23 protein-coding genes and 1 other RNA gene are annotated in these 23,539 nt (G+C 62.2%); 9 read left to right on the forward strand and 15 right to left on the reverse strand.

The features are described 5' to 3' along the window. Window positions 1-4: 4 nt before the first annotated feature. On the forward strand, window positions 5-739 hold the full coding sequence (locus tag E3U23_RS02195) for a 7-carboxy-7-deazaguanine synthase QueE (protein WP_279349546.1): 735 nt from the start codon (window positions 5-7) through the stop codon (window positions 737-739). A 52-nt stretch (window positions 740-791) separates the two neighbouring features. Here E3U23_RS02195 and E3U23_RS02200 read toward each other — a convergent pair whose 3' ends face one another. The 5 genes from E3U23_RS02200 to E3U23_RS02220 all read right to left on the reverse strand — a co-directional run bounded on the left by E3U23_RS02200 (window position 792) and on the right by E3U23_RS02220 (window position 6,984). After that, window positions 792-2,720: an ATP-binding protein gene (locus tag E3U23_RS02200; RefSeq protein WP_279349547.1), complete on the reverse strand. Its 1,929-nt coding sequence runs from the start codon at window positions 2,718-2,720 to the stop codon at window positions 792-794. Window positions 2,721-2,818: 98 nt separating this feature from the next. Continuing rightward, window positions 2,819-3,529: a TIGR02186 family protein gene (locus tag E3U23_RS02205; RefSeq protein ID WP_279349687.1), complete on the reverse strand. Its 711-nt coding sequence runs from the start codon at window positions 3,527-3,529 to the stop codon at window positions 2,819-2,821. A 35-nt stretch (window positions 3,530-3,564) separates the two neighbouring features. Then, complete coding sequence (locus E3U23_RS02210) at window positions 3,565-4,470, reverse strand: sulfite exporter TauE/SafE family protein (RefSeq protein ID WP_279349548.1); 906 nt, start codon at window positions 4,468-4,470, stop codon at window positions 3,565-3,567. A gap of 46 nt (window positions 4,471-4,516) precedes the next feature. Further along, entirely contained in the window at window positions 4,517-5,590 is a 1,074-nt protein-coding gene (locus tag E3U23_RS02215; protein WP_279349549.1) for a hypothetical protein, read from the reverse strand. Beyond that, the gene (locus tag E3U23_RS02220) at window positions 5,587-6,984 is read right to left on the reverse strand and encodes a glycosyl transferase family protein (protein ID WP_279349550.1); all 1,398 of its coding nucleotides are present in this window, start codon (window positions 6,982-6,984) and stop codon (window positions 5,587-5,589) included. The genes E3U23_RS02215 and E3U23_RS02220 overlap by 4 nt, the downstream gene beginning before the upstream one ends. A 77-nt stretch (window positions 6,985-7,061) precedes the next feature. Between E3U23_RS02220 and nhaA the strand changes: the two genes are divergently transcribed. Then, window positions 7,062-8,279 (forward strand): Na+/H+ antiporter NhaA, encoded by a 1,218-nt coding sequence (gene nhaA, locus E3U23_RS02225; protein ID WP_279349551.1) that lies wholly within the window; start codon window positions 7,062-7,064, stop codon window positions 8,277-8,279. 16 nt (window positions 8,280-8,295) lie between these two features. On the opposite strand, the gene E3U23_RS02230 is transcribed toward nhaA, so the two are convergent. Next, complete coding sequence (locus tag E3U23_RS02230) at window positions 8,296-8,733, reverse strand: VOC family protein (RefSeq protein WP_279349552.1); 438 nt, start codon at window positions 8,731-8,733, stop codon at window positions 8,296-8,298. A gap of 126 nt (window positions 8,734-8,859) precedes the next feature. Next, window positions 8,860-9,744, reverse strand: coding sequence for a TorF family putative porin (locus E3U23_RS02235; RefSeq protein WP_279349553.1), 885 nt, complete (start codon window positions 9,742-9,744; stop codon window positions 8,860-8,862). 265 nt (window positions 9,745-10,009) lie between these two features. Between E3U23_RS02235 and E3U23_RS02240 the strand changes: the two genes are divergently transcribed. Beyond that, window positions 10,010-10,816 carry a metallophosphoesterase family protein gene (locus E3U23_RS02240; protein ID WP_279349554.1) on the forward strand — a complete coding sequence of 269 codons (807 nt, stop codon included), beginning with the start codon at window positions 10,010-10,012 and terminating at the stop codon, window positions 10,814-10,816. Then, window positions 10,813-12,123, forward strand: coding sequence for a UDP-glucose dehydrogenase family protein (locus E3U23_RS02245; protein WP_279349555.1), 1,311 nt, complete (start codon window positions 10,813-10,815; stop codon window positions 12,121-12,123). Before E3U23_RS02240 ends, E3U23_RS02245 begins: the two co-directional genes overlap by 4 nt. A gap of 51 nt (window positions 12,124-12,174) precedes the next feature. Here the strand turns inward: E3U23_RS02245 and E3U23_RS02250 are convergent, their stop codons facing one another. The 6 genes from E3U23_RS02250 to E3U23_RS02275 all read right to left on the reverse strand — a co-directional run bounded on the left by E3U23_RS02250 (window position 12,175) and on the right by E3U23_RS02275 (window position 17,939). Continuing rightward, complete coding sequence (locus E3U23_RS02250) at window positions 12,175-14,226, reverse strand: S46 family peptidase (protein ID WP_279349556.1); 2,052 nt, start codon at window positions 14,224-14,226, stop codon at window positions 12,175-12,177. Between the two features lie 78 nt (window positions 14,227-14,304). Beyond that, window positions 14,305-14,709, reverse strand: an RNA gene (gene rnpB, locus E3U23_RS02255) — RNase P RNA component class A. 331 nt (window positions 14,710-15,040) lie between these two features. Next, a complete protein-coding gene (locus E3U23_RS02260) occupies window positions 15,041-15,775 on the reverse strand; it encodes a metallophosphoesterase family protein (RefSeq protein WP_279349557.1) in 735 nt (244 codons plus the stop codon). A gap of 334 nt (window positions 15,776-16,109) precedes the next feature. Then, window positions 16,110-16,748 (reverse strand): N-acetylmuramoyl-L-alanine amidase, encoded by a 639-nt coding sequence (locus E3U23_RS02265; protein WP_279349688.1) that lies wholly within the window; start codon window positions 16,746-16,748, stop codon window positions 16,110-16,112. A gap of 104 nt (window positions 16,749-16,852) precedes the next feature. Next, window positions 16,853-17,512, reverse strand: a complete 660-nt coding sequence (locus E3U23_RS02270) for a histidine phosphotransferase family protein (protein WP_279349558.1) — start codon at window positions 17,510-17,512, stop codon at window positions 16,853-16,855. Between the two features lie 34 nt (window positions 17,513-17,546). Then, complete coding sequence (locus E3U23_RS02275) at window positions 17,547-17,939, reverse strand: M67 family metallopeptidase (protein ID WP_347710004.1); 393 nt, start codon at window positions 17,937-17,939, stop codon at window positions 17,547-17,549. 176 nt (window positions 17,940-18,115) lie between these two features. Between E3U23_RS02275 and E3U23_RS02280 the strand changes: the two genes are divergently transcribed. After that, entirely contained in the window at window positions 18,116-19,063 is a 948-nt protein-coding gene (locus tag E3U23_RS02280; RefSeq protein ID WP_279349559.1) for an RluA family pseudouridine synthase, read from the forward strand. 120 nt (window positions 19,064-19,183) lie between these two features. Next, complete coding sequence (rpoH, locus tag E3U23_RS02285) at window positions 19,184-20,089, forward strand: RNA polymerase sigma factor RpoH (RefSeq protein ID WP_279349560.1); 906 nt, start codon at window positions 19,184-19,186, stop codon at window positions 20,087-20,089. Between the two features lie 70 nt (window positions 20,090-20,159). Here the strand turns inward: rpoH and E3U23_RS02290 are convergent, their stop codons facing one another. Then, on the reverse strand, window positions 20,160-20,903 hold the full coding sequence (locus E3U23_RS02290; protein ID WP_279349561.1) for an SDR family oxidoreductase: 744 nt from the start codon (window positions 20,901-20,903) through the stop codon (window positions 20,160-20,162). Between the two features lie 102 nt (window positions 20,904-21,005). Here E3U23_RS02290 and mtgA point away from each other — a divergent pair, with 102 nt between their 5' ends. From mtgA to E3U23_RS02305, 3 genes are read left to right on the forward strand one after another with little or no spacing between them, the layout of a single operon-like run. Then, window positions 21,006-21,674, forward strand: coding sequence for a monofunctional biosynthetic peptidoglycan transglycosylase (gene mtgA, locus E3U23_RS02295; protein WP_279349562.1), 669 nt, complete (start codon window positions 21,006-21,008; stop codon window positions 21,672-21,674). Between the two features lie 5 nt (window positions 21,675-21,679). Further along, a complete protein-coding gene (locus E3U23_RS02300; RefSeq protein ID WP_279349563.1) occupies window positions 21,680-22,609 on the forward strand; it encodes a cation diffusion facilitator family transporter in 930 nt (309 codons plus the stop codon). After that, window positions 22,603-23,358 (forward strand): polysaccharide deacetylase family protein, encoded by a 756-nt coding sequence (locus E3U23_RS02305; protein WP_279349564.1) that lies wholly within the window; start codon window positions 22,603-22,605, stop codon window positions 23,356-23,358. Before E3U23_RS02300 ends, E3U23_RS02305 begins: the two co-directional genes overlap by 7 nt. On the opposite strand, the gene E3U23_RS02310 is transcribed toward E3U23_RS02305, so the two are convergent. Further along, a complete protein-coding gene (locus tag E3U23_RS02310) occupies window positions 23,324-23,509 on the reverse strand; it encodes a hypothetical protein (protein ID WP_279349565.1) in 186 nt (61 codons plus the stop codon). The genes E3U23_RS02305 and E3U23_RS02310 overlap by 35 nt on opposite strands. Between the last annotated feature and the right edge of the window lie 30 nt (window positions 23,510-23,539).

Here is a 23,539-nt window from a genome sequence, read left to right on the forward strand (position 1 = left end):
CGAAGTGGCCCTCATTCTAGCGACAGACGATACCGGCGGCCCGGAAATCTTCGCATCGGTCCAAGGCGAGGGGCCGAGCGCCGGGATGCCGGTGGCATTCCTGCGCCTGTCGCGCTGCAATCTTGCCTGCGTGTGGTGCGACACGGCCTACACCTGGCATTTCGAAGGCGACCAGCGTCCGCATCGGGATGGAAAGACTTTCGCGCGCAAGGCCAACCAGCTCTCGCTAAACGAAACGGACGTCGCGGAACGGATCGCCGCGCTCGGCCAAACGCGTCTCGTCGTAACCGGGGGCGAACCGCTGTTGCAGGCCCCCGCCCTCGCCCGGATGCTGGACGCGCTACCTCACGTTGCCGTCGAGGTCGAGACCAACGGCACGACCAAAGCCTTGCCTGCGCTCGATGCACGCATTGCCCAGTTCAATGTCAGCCCGAAGCTTGCCCATAGCGGCAATGTGGCGAACCTCGCCCTCCTGCCCGAACGGCTGGACGCCTATGCGAACGACACTCGCGCGTGGTTCAAGTTCGTGATCGCCCAGCCCTCGGACATCGAAGAGGTTCTGGCGCTTGCTGCCCGCCATTCCATCCAGCACGAGCGCATTTTCCTCATGCCCGAAGGCACGGACAGCGACACGCTGCGCGCCCGCGAAAAATGGCTTGCCCCGCTCTGCGTCGAACATGGACTCCGGCTAAGCGACCGCCTCCACATCCACCTGTTCGGCGACACGCGCGGGACATGATGTGTCTTACGCAGCTACATCCGTGGCTGCGTCTCGCTTTTGCTTGAGAAAACTATCCCTGCGAGCGCCAGCGGGTGACGGTGCGCTCGACGAGGTCCTCTTCGCCGCCGGACTGGCTCCACAATTCGACGAAGCTCGGATCTTCCGAAGCGGGCCGCTTGATCTCTTCGAGATTGTCGAAGCTCACCCGGATCGGGATCGCGACACCCTCGCCGCAGATGATGCATTCGCGGTTGCGCAGCGCCGGGATCGCATCGAGGAAACCGCGCGCGCCTTCGGGCATGGCCGCACGCACGAATTCCTGGTCGCGGTCGTTGTTTAGGCGCATCGAGATGATCGTGCCGCACTGCGACAGCACGCCTTCGGCAAGGTCCGACGGACGCTGCGTGATAAGGCCGAGGCTGATCCCGTATTTACGGCCCTCCTTGGCGATGCGCGAGAGGATCGTGCCGACCGAATTCCCGTCGGCGTTCTTCTCGCTCGGCACATAGCGGTGCGCCTCTTCGCAGACCAGGAGGATCGGATTGGTCTTTTCCTCGCGTCCCCAGATCGCGAAATCGAACACCAACCGGCTGAGCACGGCCACTACGGTCGAGGTGATGTCGGACGGCACGCCAGACACGTCGATGATCGAAATCGGCTTGCCGTTGGCAGGCATGCGGAAGACCTTGGCGATGAATTCCTTCATCGTATCGCCCACCAGCATACCCGAAAACATGAACTGGTAGCGCGGATCGGTCTTCAGTTCCTCAAGCTTGCTGGAAATGCGCATATAGGGTGCGGACGTCGTCGCCTTGTCCAGCGTGCCCATCGCGTCCTTGAGTGCGTTCGAGAGGTCCGACAGGAGATAGGGGATCGGCGAGTCTACGGTGATCTTGCCCATACCCTCTGCGAGACGGCTCTTTTGCCGCGCCTTCAGCAGGCATTTGGCGAGGATATCCGCATCGATCTGCCGCTCGTTCCCATTGCTGGTTAGCAGGACTTCGCAATGCTCCTCGAAATTCATCAGCCAGTAGGGCATCTGCAGATTCGAGACGTCGAGGATCACACCCGTCTGCGTGAAGGCAGCCGAATATTCGCCATGCGGGTCGATCATCACGATGTGACCTTCCGGCGCCGCTTCGCAAATGCGGTGCAAGATCAAGGCCGCGCTGGTCGACTTGCCCGTACCGGTCGAACCGAGCAGGGCGAAGTGCTTGCCGAGCATGGCATCGACATACAAGCCGGCGCGAATGTCCTTGGTCGGATAGACCCGGCCGATCGTCACCGCGCTGCGCCCGTCGCTGGCATAGATCTGCCGCAGGTCCTGCGTGCTTGCGGGATAGACCATCGCGCCCGGCACGGGATAGCGGGTAACGCCGCGGCGGAAGCCGTGCAGCCTGCCGGTAAGCTTTTCTTCCACGCCCTCGCCCAGGAAGTCGATATTGGCGAGGATGGACCCGGCCTTGCGATCCTGTCTCTGGTTGCGGACACTGGCGACGAGCCACGAGTTGCCGACGCGGATCTTGATCTGGCTGCCGACCTGTCCCGCCATCGCCACCGAAGGATCCTCGTCCTCCGCGCATTCGGAAAGCCGCTGGAGGTCGATCGCGATCATCGATCCCGACCCTGCGATTTCAAGCACCACACCGATGGGCAGCGAGACGTTCTCGCTGACCTCGTCGCTATCGTAGACCGGCTCTTCGTCCTCGACCGGCTCGGGCTTCGGAGCGAGATCGGACGGGCGCGGCGGCGCTTGGCCCAGCCGAGGTTCGGAAGGACGCTGAGCGGCTTGCGGCTCGGCTGCCGGGAATTTTGCCACCGGCTCCGGCTCAGCCTGCTCCTGCGGCCGATGCACGTAGCCGGAACGCGACTGGACCGGCTGGCCTTCCGCCCGGCGAATACGATCGCGAAGCGTATTGCTGCGCGGCTGCGGCGGTTCCGCGCCCAGTTCCTGCGCCGGATCGAAGGTACGGAAGCTGCCGCTACGCATGTCGTTCATCGGGAGTGCCCTGTGTCTACGCGGCGCTAATGCGCGCGCCCTGACCAGGGTGATGCCCTCACACAGTTAAGATCGGGTAACGATGGAGCGCCAGGCTGCTAGAGCCGTGCAAATAACCGCCCTGCGCCCCAGCCCATACCGACCGACAGGATTACGGCCACGAGCCCATAGGCGAGCCCGTATTCCTGCGAGCTGCTTTCGACGAAACGCTCGAAGCCAACCTTGCGAACGTCGACCTCGGTCGTGGCCGAAGCCACGACCCGGCCGCGCGAAACCGCGAAGGTTTCGGCCGTGTACATTCCGGTCGTCACATTGGACGGCAACGAGATACGCGCCTGATACAGCACGCCCTCGGAAATCGTGACGCCCTGAAAGTCCTGCTTGTACAGGCCCTGCCGCTCCTTGAGATCGACGAGCCCGGCGGCAAAGCGCGATAAGGCGTCTGAATCGATCGCGCCCGTTGGCGAAAGCTGGATATAGTCGGTCCCGAACTCGAAGATCGCGGCGGTCCGCTCATCGACGATGTTCTCGACCGGCTCGGATGCGGCAACCGCGAAAAAACTTGGCACGGATCGGAAATCACTGCTTTCCGCATTGATCCAGACACCTGCGAAGCGCTCTTTCTCGCGCAAGCGGATCGGCTCGCTCGGTCCTTTCAGGACGACGACGATCGCATAGTCTCTCGCGGCCTGCCCGTCCGGATCGAGGACCGCGCCGTAGAGCAGCAGTTCGGTTCCGGTGAAGCCCTGCCTCACCTGAACCTCGTGCTGGGAGATTTCCGGGACCAGCACGGGATCGCGCTGGCCCATCAGGGCGAAGGCAGCGAGCAGGACAAGCAGCGCCCTCACAGCGGTGCGAGCGTGTATATTTCGTCGGGCTGGTAGAACAGGCCGAGGACCATGCGGAAAGCGATCACCAGCACGATCGCCGCGAGGATTAGGCGCAGATATTCGGGCTTCGCCTTCACCGCCCATTGCGAGCCGATCTGAGCGCCGGAAACAGACCCGAGCAACAAAAGGCCGACCAGCACGATATCGACAGCCCGCGTGGTCAGCGAATGCATCATCGTGGTTGCGATGGTGACGAACAGGATGTTGAACAGGCTGGTGCCGACGACGACGTTGGCGCTCATGCCCAGGATGTAGAGCATGGCGGGCACGAGGATGAAGCCGCCGCCCACGCCCATCAGCATGGTCAAGATACCGACCACGACGCCAACGAGCAACGGCGCGAGCGGGGAGATGTAGAGGCCGGAGCGGTAGAAACGATAGCGGAAGGGTAGCGCCGCGACCATCGGGTGGTGGCGCCGCCGCGCCGCCTCGGTGGTCTTGGACCCGCGCAGGGTCTGCCACCCTTCTTTCGCCATCAGGATGCCGATCGAACCAAGCAGCACGACATAGAGGGCGTTGATCACCACATCGATCTGTCCGATCGCGCGGAAGAAACGGAAAAGGAGAGAACCGAGACCCGCGCCCACGATGCCGCCCGCAACGAGGACTGCGCCCATCCGGTAATCCACCCCGCCGCGCTTCCCATGCGCAAACACGCCCGAAACGCTAGCGCCCGTCACCTGCGTGGAGGCGGAGGCGGCGGCGACAGTGGGCGGGATGCCGTAGAAGATCAGAAGCGGCGTCGTCAGGAAGCCGCCGCCGACCCCGAACAAGCCCGACAGGACGCCCGTGAGTGCGCCTAGCGTCACGATGAAAAGACCGTTCACCGAGAGATTGGCGATAGGCAGGTAGACGTCCATCGCGCAGCCCTATCCAAAGCCGGTCGACGAATGAAGTGGCTTGGCGTTAAAAACCGGTCGTCACGGTAATTGCGAGGCCATCGTTCGGTATTGCGTCGCCCGCCACGCGAACGCGGTAATCGGCTGATAACCGGATGTCAGCCCCAGCGACGTCGATCGCGACGCTGGCGCTTGGCCCCACGTCGACACGGCTCGCGCCCTTCTGAACTCCGGCCCATGCGCCTGCTCCCACGCGCACCTTCGCCATGTCGAACTCCGCGATTTCCCGGTCCGCCACGGCCATGCCGTCGGCAAAGCCGGTCGAAAAACGCCCGCCGACATATCCGGCCTGCGCATAGGCGCGTACCGCGACGCCGGCGACGACGTCCTGTTCGTCGATTCCCGCCGTCGCATAGATGCTCGGACGGATTTCGGTTTGGTCCGCGAACCGGGTCACGCGGGCTTCGGCATGAACTCGCAGCGGCAGGGCGGCGATCGGTTTCACCTTGATACCGGTTGCCGCTTCGATTTCGCCGCCCTCCATGAGCGCTTTTGAAACGCGCACATAGATGTCGGGCTCGAAGCGCGAGGACGGTGCCAGTCGATAGGACAAGATAACGCTGGCCTGGCTCGCTCCATAGGACGGCCGCGGCGTTGCGGATGCGACAGCATTGCTTCCTTCGCGAAAGAAAAGCCACGCATCGGCCCGCCAGCGCGAAAACCTTAGCTCGGGTCGCTTGGCGGCCCGTCGTTCGATGTCGCTACCAACGCTCACAGGATAGGGCGCAGCTGCCGGGCCCGTGGGTGCGAGGTTCGTGAATGAGGGAATTGGTGAACGGCGGATCGGCGCTTCGACGGCGCGATCCGTGGTCGTTGATCCTGTTTTGCGAGATCGATAACGGGCGGGTAGACCAGGATACCTCAAAGGCGTCTCCGCGATGCGCACCACAGCGGGTACGGCTGTTACGCTATCGCTCGCGCTTTTCGCAGCCACTGCGGGAGCTAACAAGGCATCCTGCGCAAACTCGAGCGGCCATGGGCTTTCCCACAGGAGCAGGCGTCCGGCGACCCAGACCGTCACGATCAGGGCTAGAAAGGTGAGCGGCTGGCCGCGACGGGCGGATTGCAGTTTCGGCCTCATCGAACCGAAAGCTTCGCATCTTGCGTTGGATGGGCTGCGTGCTCGGTTTTCTCCCAGACTATAGGCGCGCCGCCGAGCGCGGCCATATAGGCCCGCATCGCACGCCAACCGCTTATGATCGCGATCATATTGGTCAAAACAACGCGGGGGATCGCCCGAAAACCCTCGCGCCAACCATATTCGTTCGCCGTGAAAACTCCGCGCAAAATACAGCGCCAGAGCAGCCCGGCGAGGTTTGCCAGAAGCAGGAACTTGAGGACAGGCGTCAGTTGCAAAGGCGGAAGCACATCGAAATACGCCAGTGTCTGCGCGATGATCGTCGTTCCGACCAAGACGTAGCCGAGCGCGAGCAACGCAGCAGCTAGCGGCCCCTTGCGATCGCGCAGCATCATCCAGCGCGATACGAGCCTACCTTGCCAGCCGAGCCGGTCCCAGCCTTGCAGGGCGATCCCGTGGGTCCATCGCGTCTTTTGCCGCACGGCCGCATCGAGCCGTTCGGGAAAGTAGGCGCGCGTCGCGACCAGCCTGCCGCTCTCGGTGCGAACTCTGAGGAACCGGCCGGTGCCGCCCTGGGCGGCTATCCGCTGGCCAAGTTCGTAATCTTCTGTCAGCGAATCTTCTGCGAACGGAGCGCCGCCATTTGTATCGGCGAGCCTTTCGAGCGCCGCGCGGCCGATGGCAGACCCGACCCCCGCCCCGGGCACGCTCGCGCCGATCGCATTGCGCACCACCATTGTCTTGGCATGCGATTCGGCGAACTCGTCGGAATAATGGCCGCCGATCCAACGAGCCGATGCCAGCGGGAGGGCCAATACCGGCAATTGGACGAAATCGGCGTCACGAACCGCCCTGTCGAGGACCGTAAGCTCCGCCGGATCAACCATGTCCTCGGCATCGTGCAGCACGACCATATGGGCTGGGCGACCCGTCGCGGTCTCACGCTCGCGAAGCGCGCTCCACAGGACGTTCAGGCAATGCGCCTTGCTCGTGGGACCATCGGCATCGACGATCACGGGTACGATCCGGCCGTCTTTTGCGGCGCATTCTTCCACTTTCGCGAGAGTAGCGGGATCGTTGCGGTAGCAGCCGACAAAGATCGCCAGATCATCGTGCCGCCATGACGAGACCGCGTGGGCAAGCGTCAGCCCGATCACGGCGTCTTCCTGCCAGGCGGGGATGAACACGGCGGCGGGTCCGGACAGGTCCGTCGCGACCTCCATCTCGGCGGGTACGGTGCCCGTGCGAGCCCGCCCAGTGACCTTCAGCCAGAGATACAGCATGTCGACTGCGAGTTCGTCGAGCAGGCCGAGAGCGAAAAACGCCGCCGCAAACAACAGCAATTCATGCTGCGCGAGCGCCATCCATTGCTCTGCCGTAAAGCCTGATTCGTACAAATATCGCCCCCTTCAATCCCTCCCCTGTCACACCAGTCTTGAAAGAGGGTGAATATTGCTCGACAGAGCGCGCAATTATGTCCGAAAAGCCCTCCACTCTCCGTCTCGTGTTCGCGCCTGTGCGCGCGTTGTTCGTAAGCGACGCTTCGGCCGGTATTCTGCTTATCTTCGTCGCCATCGCGGCGATGCTGGCGGCCAATTCCCCCTTCGGAGAGGATTATCACCACCTCTTTCACGGCTACCTGTTCAATGCGAACCTGTTCAAGCTGAACACGCTGCATCTCTGGATAAACGACGGGCTGATGGCGATATTCTTCTTCGTCGTCGGCCTCGAAGTGAAGCGCGAATGGGTCGAGGGGCAGCTATCGACCGTCGATCAGCGCAAGATGCCGGTGCTGGCTGCTATGGCCGGCATGGGCGTTCCGGCGCTGGTCTTCTTGGGCGTCGTGAACGGCGAAGGCGCAGCCGAACTGACGCGCGGCTGGGCAATCCCGGCCGCGACCGATATCGCTTTTGCCATGGGCGTCCTCGGCCTGCTCGGCAATCGCGTCCCCGCTTCGCTGCGGCTCTTTCTGCTGACGGTGGCAATTGTGGACGATATCGGCGCAGTCCTGGTGATCGCGCTGTTTTACACCGCGAATATCAAAATGATCTGGCTGGCCGCCGCCATCGCCACGGTAGGCGCGATGTTCGCCCTCAACCGGATGCGGGTTTCCGCGTACTGGCCCTTCATCCTGCTCGCGCTCGTCCTATGGTTTTTCGTGCTGAATTCGGGCGTACACGCCACAATCGCCGGCGTGGTCGCGGCTTTGACGATCCCCATGCGCGGGAAAGACGATGATACGATGCTCGAACATCTCGAACACGGTCTTGCACCATGGAGTGCCTACCTCATCGTACCGATCTTCGGTTTCGCCAATGCAGGCGTGGAAATCGGCGATCTCGGTTGGGCAGGCGTGTTCGCACCGCTCCCGCTGGCGATTGCCGCGGGTCTGTTCTTCGGCAAGCAGATCGGTATCCTCTCCGCCATCTGGGCGGCGAACAAGGTCGGCTTCGCGAACAAGCCCGAAGGCGCATCATGGCCGGAAATCTGGGGCGTTTCGATTCTATGCGGGATCGGCTTCACGATGTCGCTGTTCATCAGCGGGCTGGCCTTCGCGGGCATCGACTTGCTGATCGAGGAAGCGAAGATCGGCATTCTGATGGGGTCGGTTGTCTCCGCCGTTGTTGGCTTCGTTATTCTTCGCCTGACTACCGACCACCCGGACGACGTTCGCTCCCCCTATACGGCGTGAGATCGCCGGTTCCGGGTTACCAGCTGCCGGTATTGGGCATGCTGGCCCAGGGTTCCGCAGGTTCGAGATAGCCGTCCTGGAGGATTTCGACGGAGATACCGTCGGGCGAGCGTACGAACGCCATGTGCCCGTCGCGCGGCGGTCGATTGATGGTATGCCCGGCGTCCATCAGTCGCTGGCAAGTCGCGTAAACGTCGTCCACGCGATAGGCGAGATGGCCGAAATTGCGTCCGCCCTCATAGGTTTCGGGCTCGCTTCCGTCTTCTGGCGGCCAGTTATAGGTCAGTTCGACCTCGGCTATCCCTTCCTGCCCCGGCGCTGCGAGGAAGACGAGCGTGAAACGCCCCTTTTCGCTTTCCTTCCGGCGGACTTCCTCGAGGCCGATCAGTTCGAAAAAGCGAATTGTGGCGCCGATGTCGGCCACGCGGATCATGGTATGTAGAAATCGGGTCATGGCAATCTGCGAACTCTTGCTGCGTGGCAGCCAAGATAGGAGCGTGGCCGCCCGACGCCACCCGTGAATATTACATACTCATGAAGAGGAAGTGCCGCCAACAATGGCGGCACCGCTCAAGGATGATCAGAAGCCTGCTGAAAGTGAAAACACAACTTGGCTGGATGCGATCGATGAACCGTCCTTCGTGTTCTGGAAATTCGGCAGAAGGTACGCCGATTCCGAACGCGAGATGTCGGTATCGACATAAGCGACGCCAAGCGTCAGCGGCCCTACCGCATAATCCGCTCCGATCAGCCAATCGAAATAGGTGCCGGTCGGCGCAATGCTGGTGCCATTGGGTCCGAGACCCGAATTGCCATCCGAATAGCCGAGATGCCCCTTAACCGTCAGTCCGGTATCGGGGACGCCGGCGCTGAGATCGGCCCAGAGATACAGGTTGTCTTCCTTGTCGCCCGGATCGTTCGGCACGCCGGCGGCTGCATCCGCGCCGGTCAGGAAGACTTTTCCGAGCGCCTCCTGCTTGGGAGCGTAAGCCACGCCGACCAGCGCTTCGACCGGACCGTAGGTCGTCGAAAGCTTCACATAAGGTTCGAAGAAATCGGTCGTGTCCGCGCCGCCCGGATACATGTACCATGTGACCCCGACGTCGATCGTAGCCGCATCGAGTTCGACGGCGTATCCCCCGTAGATATCGAGTTCGGTGTTCGAGCCCCCGAAGGTGCCCCACCCCGCAAGGTTCGATGCCCAGGCGCCGACATAGGCACCGGAACTGTGGCCAACGGATACACCGCCCTGCACCGCCAACTCTTCATCAGTCTGCGAAACACCGCGGAAGCGGTAATCCGAGACGAGGGCGACGCTACCCGAAATGGTGATTTCACCCGCTTCAACCGGATCGGTTTCATCGACAATCGGATCGTTGTTCGTCTGGGCGAAGCCCGGCGTGGCGATTGCGATGGCCGAAGCCGCGAGACAGAGCGAAGTCGCTCCGCGAAAGAACGTAAGCATAATCGAACTCCCTTGGTTCGTTGCGTTGCTTCGTTCCGCCTGCGTATTTCACCGGCCTCGTTATTTTTACTCGAGGTCTCACTGCGAAATTCGACAGGAAGTTGCCTTAATCCGGACGAGTGCGCAATGTTCGTGCGAAAGCTTTTCGCTATTGCAGCATGAAGCGTGGCTATTGTGCAACTGCGAAGCATTCACCGTGTGCTCAGCGCTTGCTGATAGATCGGGCGATACCTACTCCAACATTCGAGCATGTATCACAGCCCCTATGTTCCAGACCCTGCGCCGCATCCTGACCCGCAACGCCACCGAAAAGCGGGTGGCGGCCGTACCGGACGGCGAGCGCTGGTATATCGTAGGTGACGTCCATGGCCGCGCGGATCTGTTCGCAGCATTGACCCGAGCCATAGAAGACGACGATCGCGCGAACACCCCAACCAATACGAGTGTGGTCTTGCTTGGCGACCTGATCGATCGGGGACCGGACAGCGCAACTGTTGTCGCTCACGCCCGAGAGTGGGGATCGCAGCGGACGGTGCGCTACCTTGCAGGCAACCACGAGGAAATGTTTCTCGAGAGTTTCGATAACATCGAAACGCTGCGCCATTTCCTGAAGCATGGTGGCCGCGAGACGATCCTGAGTTACGGTGTGTCTGAGGCCGACTACACACGGATGCGCCTGGAAGAATTACAGGCCGAGATCCGGCAGCAAGTCCCACAGGAAGACCGCGACTTTCTCGCCGCATTCGAGGAGTATGTGGCAGCGGGCGACTATGTCTTCGTTCATGCCGGCCTCAACCCGGCCCATAGCCTGGAGGACCAGAAACGTGCCGACATGCTGTGGATCCGCGAGCGGTTTCTCCGGCATGAAGAACCCTTCAGCCATGTGGTCGTGCACGGGCACACCATCTTTCAAGACATCGAGACGACACCGCACCGAATCGGGATAGATACCGGCGCGTTCCGTACCGGGCGCTTGACAGCTCTCGTTCTGGAAGGCGAAGGGCGTCGCCGCATTCAGGCCGTCGCACAGGACGATGGCACAATCGAAATCGAAAAGGGCGATATCGTATGAAAATCGCAATGGTAGGCTCGGGCTATGTCGGGCTCGTGTCGGGCGCGTGCTTTGCCGATTTCGGCCACGACGTGTGCTGCATCGACAAGGATCAGTCCAAGATCGACCGGCTGCACGATGGCGTGATGCCGATTTACGAGCCCGGCCTTGCCGAACTGGTCGATTCGAACGTGAAGGCGGGCCGCCTCACCTTCACCACCAGCCTCAAGGAAGGCATCGCCGATGCCGATGCGATCTTCATCGCCGTCGGCACTCCAAGCCGGCGCGGCGATGGGCATGCGGACCTCTCCTTCGTCTATGCGGTAGCAGAAGAGGTCGGGCAGAACCTCGCCAACGATGCGGTCGTCGTCACCAAGTCCACCGTGCCTGTCGGCACCGGCGACGAGGTGCAGCGCATCCTGTCGGAAAGCGGCACCAGCCATAAGGTTTCGGTCGTTTCCAATCCCGAATTCCTGCGCGAGGGCGCCGCGATCGGGGACTTCAAGCGGCCCGACCGAATCGTGATCGGTGCCGAGGACGAGTTCGGCCGCGACGTGATGCGCGAAGTCTACCGTCCGCTCTTCCTCAACGAATCGCCGATCCTCTTCGTCAATCGCCGAACCAGCGAACTCATTAAATACGCGGCCAATGCGTTCCTCGCGACTAAGATTACCTTCATTAACGAGATCGCCGATCTGTGCGAGAAGGTTGGCGCAAACGTGCAGGACGTGTCGCGCGGCATCGGAATGGATAATCGTATCGGTCCGAAGTTCCTCCACGCCGGGCCGGGCTATGGCGGCTCCTGCTTCCCGAAAGACACGCTGGCGCTGCTCAAGACGGCCGAGGATTACGACAGTCCGACGCGCATCATCGAGGCGGTGGTTAAGGTCAATGAGGGCCGTAAGCGCGCGATGGGCCGCAAGGTGCTGGAAGCCTTGGGTGGACACGATGAGGCACGCGGCAAGAAGGTCGCTTTGCTCGGCCTGACGTTCAAGCCCGATACCGACGACATGCGCGATTCGCCTGCTATCGCCGTGGCGCAGACCCTGACCGATTGCGGCGTCGAGGTGGTCGCTTACGATCCCGAAGGCATGGAAATTGCCAAGCCGATGATGCCGGAGGTCACGATGGCGGCAGACCCTTACGAAGCGATCGAGAATGCCGACGCGGTCGCGATCGTGACCGAATGGGACGCTTTCCGCGCGCTCGATCTCAACCGCGTAAAGACCTTGCTGAAGACGCCTGTGCTGGTCGACCTTCGCAACATCTACCGCGCCGACGACATGCGCGCGATGGGCTTCACTTATGACAGCGTAGGCCGCCCCTAACCTTCCGAAACAGGCCGCGCGGCAATCCTATGCCGCGCGGCCCGAATACGCTTACTTGGCCGACAGTTCGGCGACGAGCGCAGGAGCGGGATAGATCGTCTTCAGCGCTTCCTGCACCGCATCGGTCGATACGGCGACGGTGCGGTTGAGGTTCGGATCGTATCCGTAATTCCCGCCGAGCGAGTGAATGTTGCCGTCGAACGCGGCGCCGATCACGGTGCCCGCCCGATCAATCACCGGCGATCCCGAATTGCCGCCGATGATATCGTTCGTCGTCACGAAATCGTAGGTCGTCGCCATGTTGATATCGGCGCGGTTTTCGGCAAAGGCCGGTGCGACGTCGAACGGCGCATTGCCGGTCGCCCGCTCGAACGTGCCGCCCATCGTGGTGCTGATCGGCACCTGGTTGCCGCGCTCTTCCCAGCCCTTCACTTGGCCGTAGCTGATGCGCAGGGTGAAGGTCGCATCGGGATAGAGACTGTCGCCGTAGGCGGCGAACCGCGCATCGGCGAGCTTCGCGCCGGCGGCGGTGAGCGGCCCGGAATAAGCCTCATCGATCGCCGCATCCAGTTCGCGCTGCCGTTCGGCCAGTTTGAGCGCATACTGGATCATCGGGTCGTCCGACGCCTCGATTGCCGCCATGCCGCCTTCCCACAACTGCGTGCGATAGGCGGCATCGGCGAGCCGCGTACCTTCGACCAGCCGCTCGGCCAGCTGTTCCGGGCTTTCCTGCCCAAGCAACAGGCGCGTATCGGGATCGTCCACGCCGAGATATTCACGCGCTTTCGACAGGCTCCATTCCATCGTCATCTCGTCGAGCCACGGATAGACCGGCCGCTCGTCGAGCAGGCGCTTGCGCGTCAGCGGCAGGGCGCTGTCGGTATAGCCCGGCAGACGCTGCGCATTCGGCTTTTCGCGCTCCTGCGCTGCGAACACCAAGGCACGAGCATAGCCGTAAAGCGAGCCCGAGGGCGAAGTGAAGCGGGCGGGCAGATACAGCGTACGATAGGCATCGACCGCGCCTTCCACCTCCGTCCACGGATCGCCGATCGCGCTATTGCCCGCGCTGCGGCGGCGCAGCTCGGCTTCCTGTTCGGCCAGCGTGGCCGTGAATTGCGGATCGTTCAGCGCCTTGGTGCGGCCGATATAGACCTTCAGGCTGTTCTCGATCCCGTTCAGCGTATCGAGCCCTTCGCGCGCCTTTTCCGGGCTCTCGTCCATCGCGCGGATCAGGCGTCCGCGCAGCTCCGACGTCGTCGCCAGCGTGATCGGGAGCCGTACCTCGCGCTCGAAGGCAAGCTGGCTCTGCGTGTAGAGCCGGCTGGTCGAGCCCGGATTACCGACCACGAAAGTCACTTCGCCCTCTTCCGGCGCGCGTGGGTTCCATTGCAGGTGGTTCGGCGTATCGACCGGTTCGCCGTTCTCGTAGGCGCGCAGGAAGCTCGCATCGAGCGAATAGCGCGGGAAATTGAAATTGTCGGGATCGCCACCGAACGTCGCCGCCCGGTCTTCCGGTGCCCAGGCGAGACGGACGTCGGAATATTTGCGATAGGTGTAAAGCTTGTACTGCCCGCCGCCGAACAGGGTGACGACCTGACAGCGATACTTTTCGGTATCGGGGCAGCTTTCCGTCTCGATCTCCGCAATCCGGGCATCGCGCGCCTTGGTCAGCGCTTCGCCGGTGAGCGTGCCGAACGAGGCCTTCACCTGATCCGTCACATCCGAGATTTGCGTCACCACTTCGGCCTGCTGACCGGGGCAGGTCAATTCGTCGCTCCGGTTGGCGGCGACGAAGCCTGCATCGAGATAGTCCGCCCCGGCATCGGAATTGTCGAACAGGCAGCTCGCGACGCAGTGATGGTTGGTGAGGATCAGGCCGTCGCCCGAAACGAAACTGGCGGAACAGCCACCGGTGAGTCGCACCGCGGCGGCCTGTACCTTGTCGAGCCATGCCTGATCGGGCGCCCAGCCGTAGGTTTCCTGCATACGTTCGGCGGGAAAATTGTCGAAGGTCCACATGCCTTCGTCGGCCCTGGCGGGGGCGGACGACAGGGCGGAGGCCAGAAGGATGGCGGTGGAGGCGTAGAAGCTTGTGCGGATCATGGAGTCCTCTCTCGATAAACCATGCCGTCTTCCGCCTTCGCCTGTCCGAAGTCCAGTGTCGTTGGTCGAAAGACCCGAAATGCCAGGGGGCCTGTAAGCCGGGTTCTGTTCCGCGGCCGATATGAACACATCAGCGCCGCGGCGGCAGCCATTCGTCTGGGCCGCGGATTGCTCCGCAGCTCGAGCAGCCAACCCGGACGATCGGAGGCGAAACGCCCCTGCCGTTTCCGGCGCGCCGTCCCTATTCGGCCTTGCTCCGGGTGGGGTTTGCCATGCGGGCCGCGTTACCGAAGCCCCGGTGCGCTCTTACCGCACCCTTTCACCCTTGCCTGATCTCCTGTCCCAAAAGGACTGGAGCCATCGGCGGTATGCTCTCTGTGGCACTTTCCCTCGACTTGCGCCGGGCGGGCGTTACCCGCCACCCTCGTTTCGTGGAGCCCGGACTTTCCTCGCGCAAAAGCACGCGGCTGCCCGGCCCCCTGGCATTGTCTTGGATAGGCGACTTGCGGCCATTCGCCAAGCCGGAACCCGCCAATGGAATGTTGGACCGTTCGAGGGTTTCGACTGCGGGTGTCCAACCCGATGGAACACATGGAACACGGTTCAGGCGGACAAAATGGCAGGCGGGTTGCGGGCGCTTGAAGTTCAACGGGAGAGGGCGAGTGGATGCATGGAACACGCAAGCCGGAATGCATGATCGGCAGGGGGTAGGAAACCGAGCGATGGAACGCGCTGCGCTCGAATGGCAGAAAATGGGGTGCAAAGTGGACTGTCCAGTTTCTACTCCCGTTCAATCGGAACCAGACGCTGCTAGTCAAACCATTCCCGTGCGCAGTGCTTTCGCCCAATCAAGGCGCTTGTGAGCCTCCGCTTCCCGCGCTGCCTTTTCCCAATCATAGGCGACCATGTGAAAACTCGCTTCCCACTCACCATTCTCCTTGGTAACGATCGCGTACCGGGCGTGCGGCGCTCCGTTCTGAATAACGTGAGGGAATGGATGGTCGTCGTCATAGGCTGGCAAGCCGACGCTCCCCGGGTTCACGATCAAGCGTCCGTCAGTAAGTCTGACAGCTCTTGGAACATGGGTATGACCGCACAGAATGAGCGAAGCATCGGTCGTACCTGCTCTCTCTGCCACTTCGTCTAACGTGGCCGGACGGACCCCCTGCTCGGTCACCGTTTCTAGAAAATAGATCAGATCGCTGTCTGGCGTCCCATGAACCAACAGCACGTCATCCGAGAGGCGCAGCGTTTCAGGTAAGGCTGCAAACCAAGCCAACTGGTCTTCGCGCAGTGTCAATCTGGCGTGCCTGTCCGACAAACCCATCTGGTCGGGTGTCCCGTTCAAGACCTGCCTCTCGTGGTTTCCGCGTATGGTTGGAAAATCCAATTTCATGAGACGATCAGCCGTTTTCTCCGGCCAAAGAGCACCCGAGCAAATGTCTCCAAGATTGACGATTTGATCCACCGACTGGCGGTTCGCGTGAGCGATCACTGCATCGAGCGCTGATATGTTGCCGTGAATATCTGAAAGGACCGCAATTTTCATTTCGGGCTAATAGCGAAGCCAACTGTCAACCGTAACCCATTCGTCCGCTTTCGGCGCGAAGGAGGGAAGCACCTGATACCCGCTATGGGGTCGTTAGCGGACATCGCATTAGACCGGCGTCCCTTGGATCAAATAGCGTATCCCAATACAAAAACCCCGCCGATCCACTCCGGACCGGCGGCGTCTTCGGATAATTTCATAGGCTAGATCAGCTGTAGTTGACCTCCAGCGACGCCGTCCGGCTGGTCTTGCGGCGCATTACGCCGCCGGTGTCGAAGATGGTGATCGGCGAATAGCCCGAATTGGTCAGGCCGCTAAGCGCATCCTATACGGCCTACCGCGTCCGGCCCCGGTCCCGGTCCAGCAAGAGCTGGAACAGGATCGCGCGCACTTCGCCGTCGATCGTGCCGTTGATCGTTTCGGGCCGCCAGCGGCGCTGGAAGGCTTCGACCGCCTTATGGCCGTCCGAAATGTCGTAGCCGAACCGTTCGAGCGCGAGGTAGAACGAGGCGTCGTTGTCGAACGGATCGCCGCGCTCCAGCTTTTCCGGACGCGGCAGGCACAGGCCGTATTCGGCGAGGCGGCCCCACGGGAACAGTTCGCCCGGATCGATCTTGCGACCCGGCGCGACGTCCGAATGGCCGACCACGTTGGCGCGCGGGATATCGTAGCGCTTCACGATCCGCGAGACCAACGGCACCAGCGCCTCGAACTGCGCCTCGTTGAAGTCGCGATAGCCGTATTTATGGCCCGGATGGTCGAGCTCGATGCCGACGCTGGCGGAATTCACATCGCGATGGCCGCGCCAGTACGAGACGCCCGCATGCCAGGCACGTTTTTCTTCCGGAACCAGCCGGACGACCTCGCCCTGCTCGCCGATCAGGTAATGCGCGGAGACCTTGGCGTCCGGATCGCACAACCGTTCGATCGCGAAGCCCTTGTCCTCCATTTCGGTGTAATGGATGACGACCATCGAGATCGGCAGGGTGCGTTCGTCGTGATTGGGCGAGAGGACCTCGCGGTCGACCAGCTCGTCCTTGCTTAAGGGAAGCCGCTCGCCGGGCGTGCCGAAATCGCTCAACCGATCAGCCCTTCGCTTTCGGGCATGAACGCGCCGAGCACCAGCGTTCCTTCGTCGCGGGCGAATTGGAGGCCGCCGCCATGCTGTTCGGCGAGCAGCGCGATCATGTGCGCCGCCGCCGTCCGGCTCGAAAGCTCGGCCGGATCGAGGCTGCCGTCGAGCGCCTTGCCGATCGTATCGTCGAACCCGATCTTGGGGCCGGCTGCGCGCACCACGATTTCGCAATTCCCGTCGCGGATTTCGGCGCCGACATCGAGCGTCCCGCCGCGCACCAGAGCATCGATCGCAATCTGTGCGAAGTTCAGCAGCACCTTCACCGCCGGCTTGCCGAGATTGGCGACATCGAGCGCCCAGTTGACCGTGATGTTGCCCTTGTCGACCAGGAGCGCTTCGATCAGCGACTTGGGTTCGGCCATATCCACCCGGTCGCCGAACCCGCCCGCCGCACCGAAGGCGAGGCGGAAGAATTTGAGCTTGCTGGTGCTGGTGCGCGCGCTCTGTTCGAGGAGGCCCATCACGTTCTCGCGCATTTCGTCGTCGGTTTCCAGCGCCAGCAGTTCCAGCCCGTTGCTGAGGGCGCCCACCGGGCTCAGCATATCGTGGCACAGGCGCGAACACAGCATGGCGGCAAGGTCGATCGAATTTTTGTCGTTCATCGGTGGTCCGTTGGATTGGTGCGTAAGCGGGCTTCTAGCGAGGGGCGACCTCATAGGGAAGCGCGCTGAATGCGCCAGCCCCCGCCCGCCAGAACGTGACCCGCCCCGCCGCGATTATGGCCCACACCGCCCTATCGTCCGCCGCGCGCTGTGCGTCGGTGGCGGATGGCCGGGCGAGGCCGTTGGGGTGGGAATGGTAATATCCCACGACCTGCGGCCCGCCGCCGCGCGCGGCCCGGTGCGCGTCGATCAGCGCTTGTGGGTCGATCTCGAACTGCGTTTGGGGCAAGGGATGAACGTTACCGGCCGGTATGGCGCCGGTGATGCGGCCGGGCTCGCCCACAAGGATGCCGCAGCATTCGTTGGGATGAACGCGGTTTGCTTCGTGGAGCATAGCGCTCAGGATTTTTTCTGTAATCGCCAGCACACCCCAAGGTTATCCGTTCGCCTTTAACTTGTCGAAGGGCTGCTTTTCCTTTTTAGGCTGGGCATGCCGTTCTGGACTTACATGATGCTTCGTCGCGACGTCCGGTTAACCACGGAGCCGACAGATAATCTCTTTGAGACGATAAGCAGAGCACTTCGACAGGCGCGAGGCATATAGTGGTAGGAGACGACACGATCCTCGAAGGCCGAACCGAAACCTCGGACCGCCTCGACAAGGCGCTCGCCCAAGGCACCGATCTGTCGCGCGAACGTATCAAGACGCTGATCGCGCAGGGCCATGTCGAGATCGCCGGAAAGCTTGCCACCTCGCCCTCCGCGAAGGTCGAGGCCGGCACCCCCTATCGCATAGCCCTCCCCGCCCCCGAACCGCTCGAAACCGAAGCGCAGGCCATTCCGCTCGATATCGTGTTCGAGGATGCGGACCTGATCGTCGTAAACAAGCCCGCCGGCATGGTTGTGCATCCGGCCGCGGGAAATCGCGACGGGACGCTGGTCAACGCCCTGCTCCACCACTGCCGGGGGCAGCTTTCCGGCATCAACGGTGTCGAGCGGCCCGGCATCGTCCACCGGATCGACAAGGACACCTCCGGCCTGCTGGTCGTCGCCAAGTCCGACGCGGCGCATGAGGGGCTCGCCCGCCAGTTCGCCGACCATTCGATCATCCGCCGCTATCAGGCTATTTGTGCAGGGCATCCCAATCCGCGCGACGGCATGATCGGGGGCCGCATCGGCCGCTCGGACAAAGATCGCAAGAAGATGGCGGTGCTGCCCCCCGGCGCGAAACGCGGTAAGCATGCGGTCACGCATTACCGTACGGACCGCACCTTCGCCCACGCGGCGCTGATCGAATGCCGGCTCGAAACGGGGCGCACGCATCAGGTGCGTGTTCACTGCCAGTCAATCGGCAATCCGCTACTCGGAGATCCAGTCTACGGACGCACGCCGAAAGCGCTGAAACCGGTTCTTGAGCACCTCGGTTTCGCGCGTCAGGCTCTGCATGCGACGCGGCTCGGATTCAGCCATCCTATCAGCGGTGAAAGCTTGGATTTCCGGGCTGAAATGCCCTCCGATATGCGGGAACTGATCGACGAAATCGCTCGTTGAAATCGACGAAACGCAGTGCAAATTTCGGTCGCTTCCGTGTATATAGATGCAGTGGCCCGAAGACCGGATGCCCAGCAGGGGTCCGGCAACCGCGGTCGACGACAGAAAGGTTAGGGTAACGTGAGCAATTCCAAATCCTTGAGCGTTCCGACGCTCGGCGGTGAGCAGAGCCTCAACCGCTATCTCTCCGAAATCAAGAAGTTTCCGATTCTCACACCCGAGCAGGAATACATGCTCGCGAAGCGGTACGAGGAACACGAGGATTCCGAAGCTGCGGCGCAGCTCGTCACCTCGCACCTGCGGCTCGTGTCCAAGATCGCGATGGGCTATCGCGGATATGGCCTGCCCGTCAGCGACCTTATTTCCGAAGGCAATGTCGGCCTGATGCAGGGCGTCAAGAAGTTCGAGGCCGATCGCGGCTTCCGCCTGGCAACCTATGCAATGTGGTGGATCAAGGCGAGCATCCAGGAATACATCCTGCGTTCGTGGAGCCTCGTGAAGATGGGCACCACCGCCGCGCAGAAGAAGCTGTTCTTCAATCTGCGCCGCATGAAGAAGAACCTCGATGCCTACGAGGACACCGATCTCCATCCCGACGATGTGAAGAAGATCGCAACCGATCTCGGCGTGCCCGAGCAGGAGGTGGTCAACATGAACCGCCGGATGCTGATGGGCGGTGACGGATCACTCAACGTGCCGATGCGCAATGGCGAAGACGGCAGCGGCCAGTGGCAGGACTGGCTGACCGACGATCGCCCGCTGCAGGACGAAACCGTTGCCGACGCGCAGGAAAAGGAAGTCCGCCACGACATGCTGATCGAGGCGATGGACAACCTCAACGACCGCGAAAAGCATATCTTCACCGAGCGCCGCCTGACCGACAACCCGCAGACGCTGGAAGAACTCAGCCAGGTCTACGATGTCAGCCGCGAACGCATCCGCCAGATCGAGGTGCGTGCATTCGAGAAGGTGCAGAAAGCGATGAAGGCGATCGCCAGCGAAAAGCTGCTGGCGGGCGCTGCATAAGCTTCTCCGAGGATAACAAATCGAAGGCCGCGCATCACAAACGATGCGCGGCCTTTTTCGCATCAGCCAGCTATCGATCGGCCAGCATGTCGATCAACTCCGCGGTCTTGCCGTTTTCCTCTGCGTGCCGGAACGCCTTCACCTGCTCGACGCACACTTCCCGAGGCGTCGGCGTCTGCTGGAGGAGGCCGAACGACTCGTCGATGAAATCGTCCAGCGGCATGTATTGGTCGTTGTTCGCCTGTCCGGGGGTAAGATCGGTCTGCACGCCCGGCGGGACGATCTCGATTACCTCGACCTTGCCTTCGAGCACCTTGCGAAGCGTCATCGTGTAGGAATGGAGCGCCGCCTTGGTCGCGGAATAGGTCGGTGCTTTCGGCAGGGGCACAAAGGCCAGACCTGAGCTGACATTGACGATTGCGGCATCGTCCTTCGATTTCAGATGATCGATCAACGCATTCGTCAGCCGGATCGGACCCAGCAGGTTGATCGCGACCACCTTCTCCGCATCGGACAGGTCGCGACTGCCGGATATGTTTTCGAACGGCATGATGCCGGCATTGTTGACCAACACGTTCACGTCGGGGAACCGCTCGCGCACGGTCTGCGCGAATTGATCGATGCTCGCTTCGTCTGCCACGTCGAGTTCGAGCCAGTGCAGGTTTTCGCGGCCTTCCGCCGTTTCGCGCAAGCCGTCTTCTGAGCGCGCCGCCACGATTACGGTGTTGCCTGCATCGTGCCATCGTTTCGCATATTCGCGGCCGATGCCGGAACTGCCGCCGGTGACGAGAATGGTATTGCCGGTGTTTTTCATCGCATGTCCTTTCGGTTTGCTTCGAGAACGAGGCGGGTGCGGGGATGTATCCACAGCCCGCACCCGGTTGCACGCGGCGGCGGTGCGCCTTATCCGATTGCGATGCGCTGGCTCACTCGCTTCCTCCTGTACCTTGTAGGCGGCTTCATTGTGCTCAGTCTGCTGCTGGTGGTCCTGTTCAAGTTCGTGCCCGTCCCGGTCACCGCGACCATGCTGATGGACGAGAACGGCATTACCAAGGACTGGACGTCGCTCTCGAATATCGACCGTAGCATGGTCGCCGCGGTTATTGCTGCCGAGGACGGGAAGTTCTGCACCCATGACGGGTTCGACCGCGAGGCGATCGAGAACGCCATACGCCGCAATGCCGAGGGCGGGCGCATTCGCGGCGGCTCCACGATCAGTCAACAAACCGCTAAGAACGTGTTTCTGTGGCAAGGCGGCGGCTATTTCCGCAAGGGGTTGGAGGCGTGGTTTACCTTCCTGATCGAGCAGATCTGGGGCAAGCGGCGGATTATGGAAGTCTATCTCAACGTCGCGGAAACCGGCATCGGCACCTATGGTGTCGAAGCGGGGGCGCGGCGCTATTTCAATATCTCCGCAGGCTCGCTGTCGCGACTTCAGGCGGCGCGGATGGCGGCGGCCCTCCCCTTGCCGAAGGAACGCTCGGTCAAGAACCCGGGCGGCTGGCTGGCCCGCTACGGCAATACCATTTCGGCACGTATCGGCGTGGTGGGGCGTGACGGACTGGACACCTGCGTCTACGACTGAGCCTCATGGGCGCAGGGCATACTCATACAGCTAACGGGCATTCGCACGATCACGGCGGCGGGGGCCATGCCCATGCACCGGCGGATTTCGGCCGCGCCTTCCTGATCGGCATCATCCTCAACACCGCATTCGTCGCGATCGAGGCGGCCTATGGCTGGATCTCCGGCTCGATGGCCCTGATCGCCGATGCGGGGCACAATTTGTCCGACGTGCTGGCGCTGCTGCTGGCTTGGGGTGCCAGCGTGGCGGCGAAACGGCCTGCAAGCGGCCGCTTTACCTACGGCCTCAAAAGCTCGACCATCCTCGCCGCACTCGCCAATGCGGGGCTGCTGCTCGTCGCAATCGGCGCGATCCTTTATGAAACGCTGCACCGGATGGCGCAGCCTGCGGCGGTGCAGGGCGAGACGATGGCAATCGTTGCGGGCATCGGCATCCTCATCAATGCCGGCACCGCGGCGATGTTCATGCGCGGGCAGCACGATATCAACATACGCGGCGCGTTCCTGCACATGGCGGCGGACGCGCTGGTAAGCCTCGGCGTGGTGGTGGCGGGCCTGCTGATCATCTGGACGGGTGCCGCATGGATCGACCCTGCGGTCAGCCTCGTCATCGTGGCGGTCATCGCATGGGGTACGTGGGGCCTGTTGAAAGACAGCGTAGCGATGAGCATGCTCGCCGTGCCGAAGGGTATTTCGGAAGCGAAGGTGCGCGGCTTTCTCGCCGGATTGCCGGGCGTGGCGGCGGTGCACGACCTGCATATCTGGCCGATGAGCACGACCGAGACGGCACTGACCGCCCATCTCGTCATGCCTGGTGGCCATCCAGGCGACGCCTTTTTGGGCGATATCGCGGAGGAACTGAAGCACCATCACCGGATCGGCCACGTCACGGTGCAAATAGAGCTAGCGCGCGGAGACTGCGCGGCAGGATGCTGAGGTTCGGCCGTTCGGCGAAGATCGCGGCGATCGCGTTCTTGATAGCCGGCGTGGCGGCGATAGGGCTGTTCCAATTGTCGCGCGCGAAGTGCTTCCAGCTTGTCGGCGAGGTGACCTGCCGGGTGCAAACGGATGAAAGGCTCGTCGCGCTGACATTCGACGACGGTCCGACGGATCGCGGCGTCGATGCGGTCATGCAGGCTTTGGCACGGCACGATGCGAAAGCGACGTTCTTCCTGATCGGAAACGCCATCGAGCGGAACCCGGAAGCCGTACGCCAGCTGGTTTCCGCCGGGCACGAAATCGGCAATCACAGTTATAGCCATGTGCCCAATGTCGGCCGCCCGCAGGCGTTCTATCGTGAAGAGGTCGAGCGCACGAATGCGGCTTTGCGCTCGCTGGGTGTGACGCCCCGCTATTTTCGCCCGCCTTATGGCATTCGGTTGATCGGGCTTTCCCGTGCCGTGTCGGAAGCCGGGCTGCACACAGTGATGTATGATGTCGCGGAACCCGACGGTTCGAAAGATAGCGCCGAGGACTACGCCGCGAACATACTGCGCGAGATACGTCCGGGCTCCATCGTACTCATCCATGCGATGAATTCGCACAACCGGAATGCGCGGGATGCTTTGCCGCTTATCCTGGAAGGATTGGCAAAGCGCGGCTATCGCGCCGTCACGGTTACGCGGCTTCTCGAGGCGGGCGGCAAGGCAGTCACGCCAGATGCGGGGCCATCTTCTTCGCGATAAGCGCGACCAGCGCCGGGTCCATGTAACGATAACGGTCCGGTATCGCGAGGTTCACGATCGGTTTCCCGTCGATCCGCTCGCGGAAGCGCTGGCGGATCACGCGCCTGTGCCGCGCTTCCATCGTGAAAATCCGGTCCGCCCAGTCGATCATTTCGGAGTCCAGCGGAACGTCGGCGTCCGA

Origin of the sequence: Erythrobacter litoralis (assembly GCF_029760855.1) — a bacterium.
Taxonomy (GTDB): domain Bacteria; phylum Pseudomonadota; class Alphaproteobacteria; order Sphingomonadales; family Sphingomonadaceae; genus Qipengyuania; species Qipengyuania litoralis_A.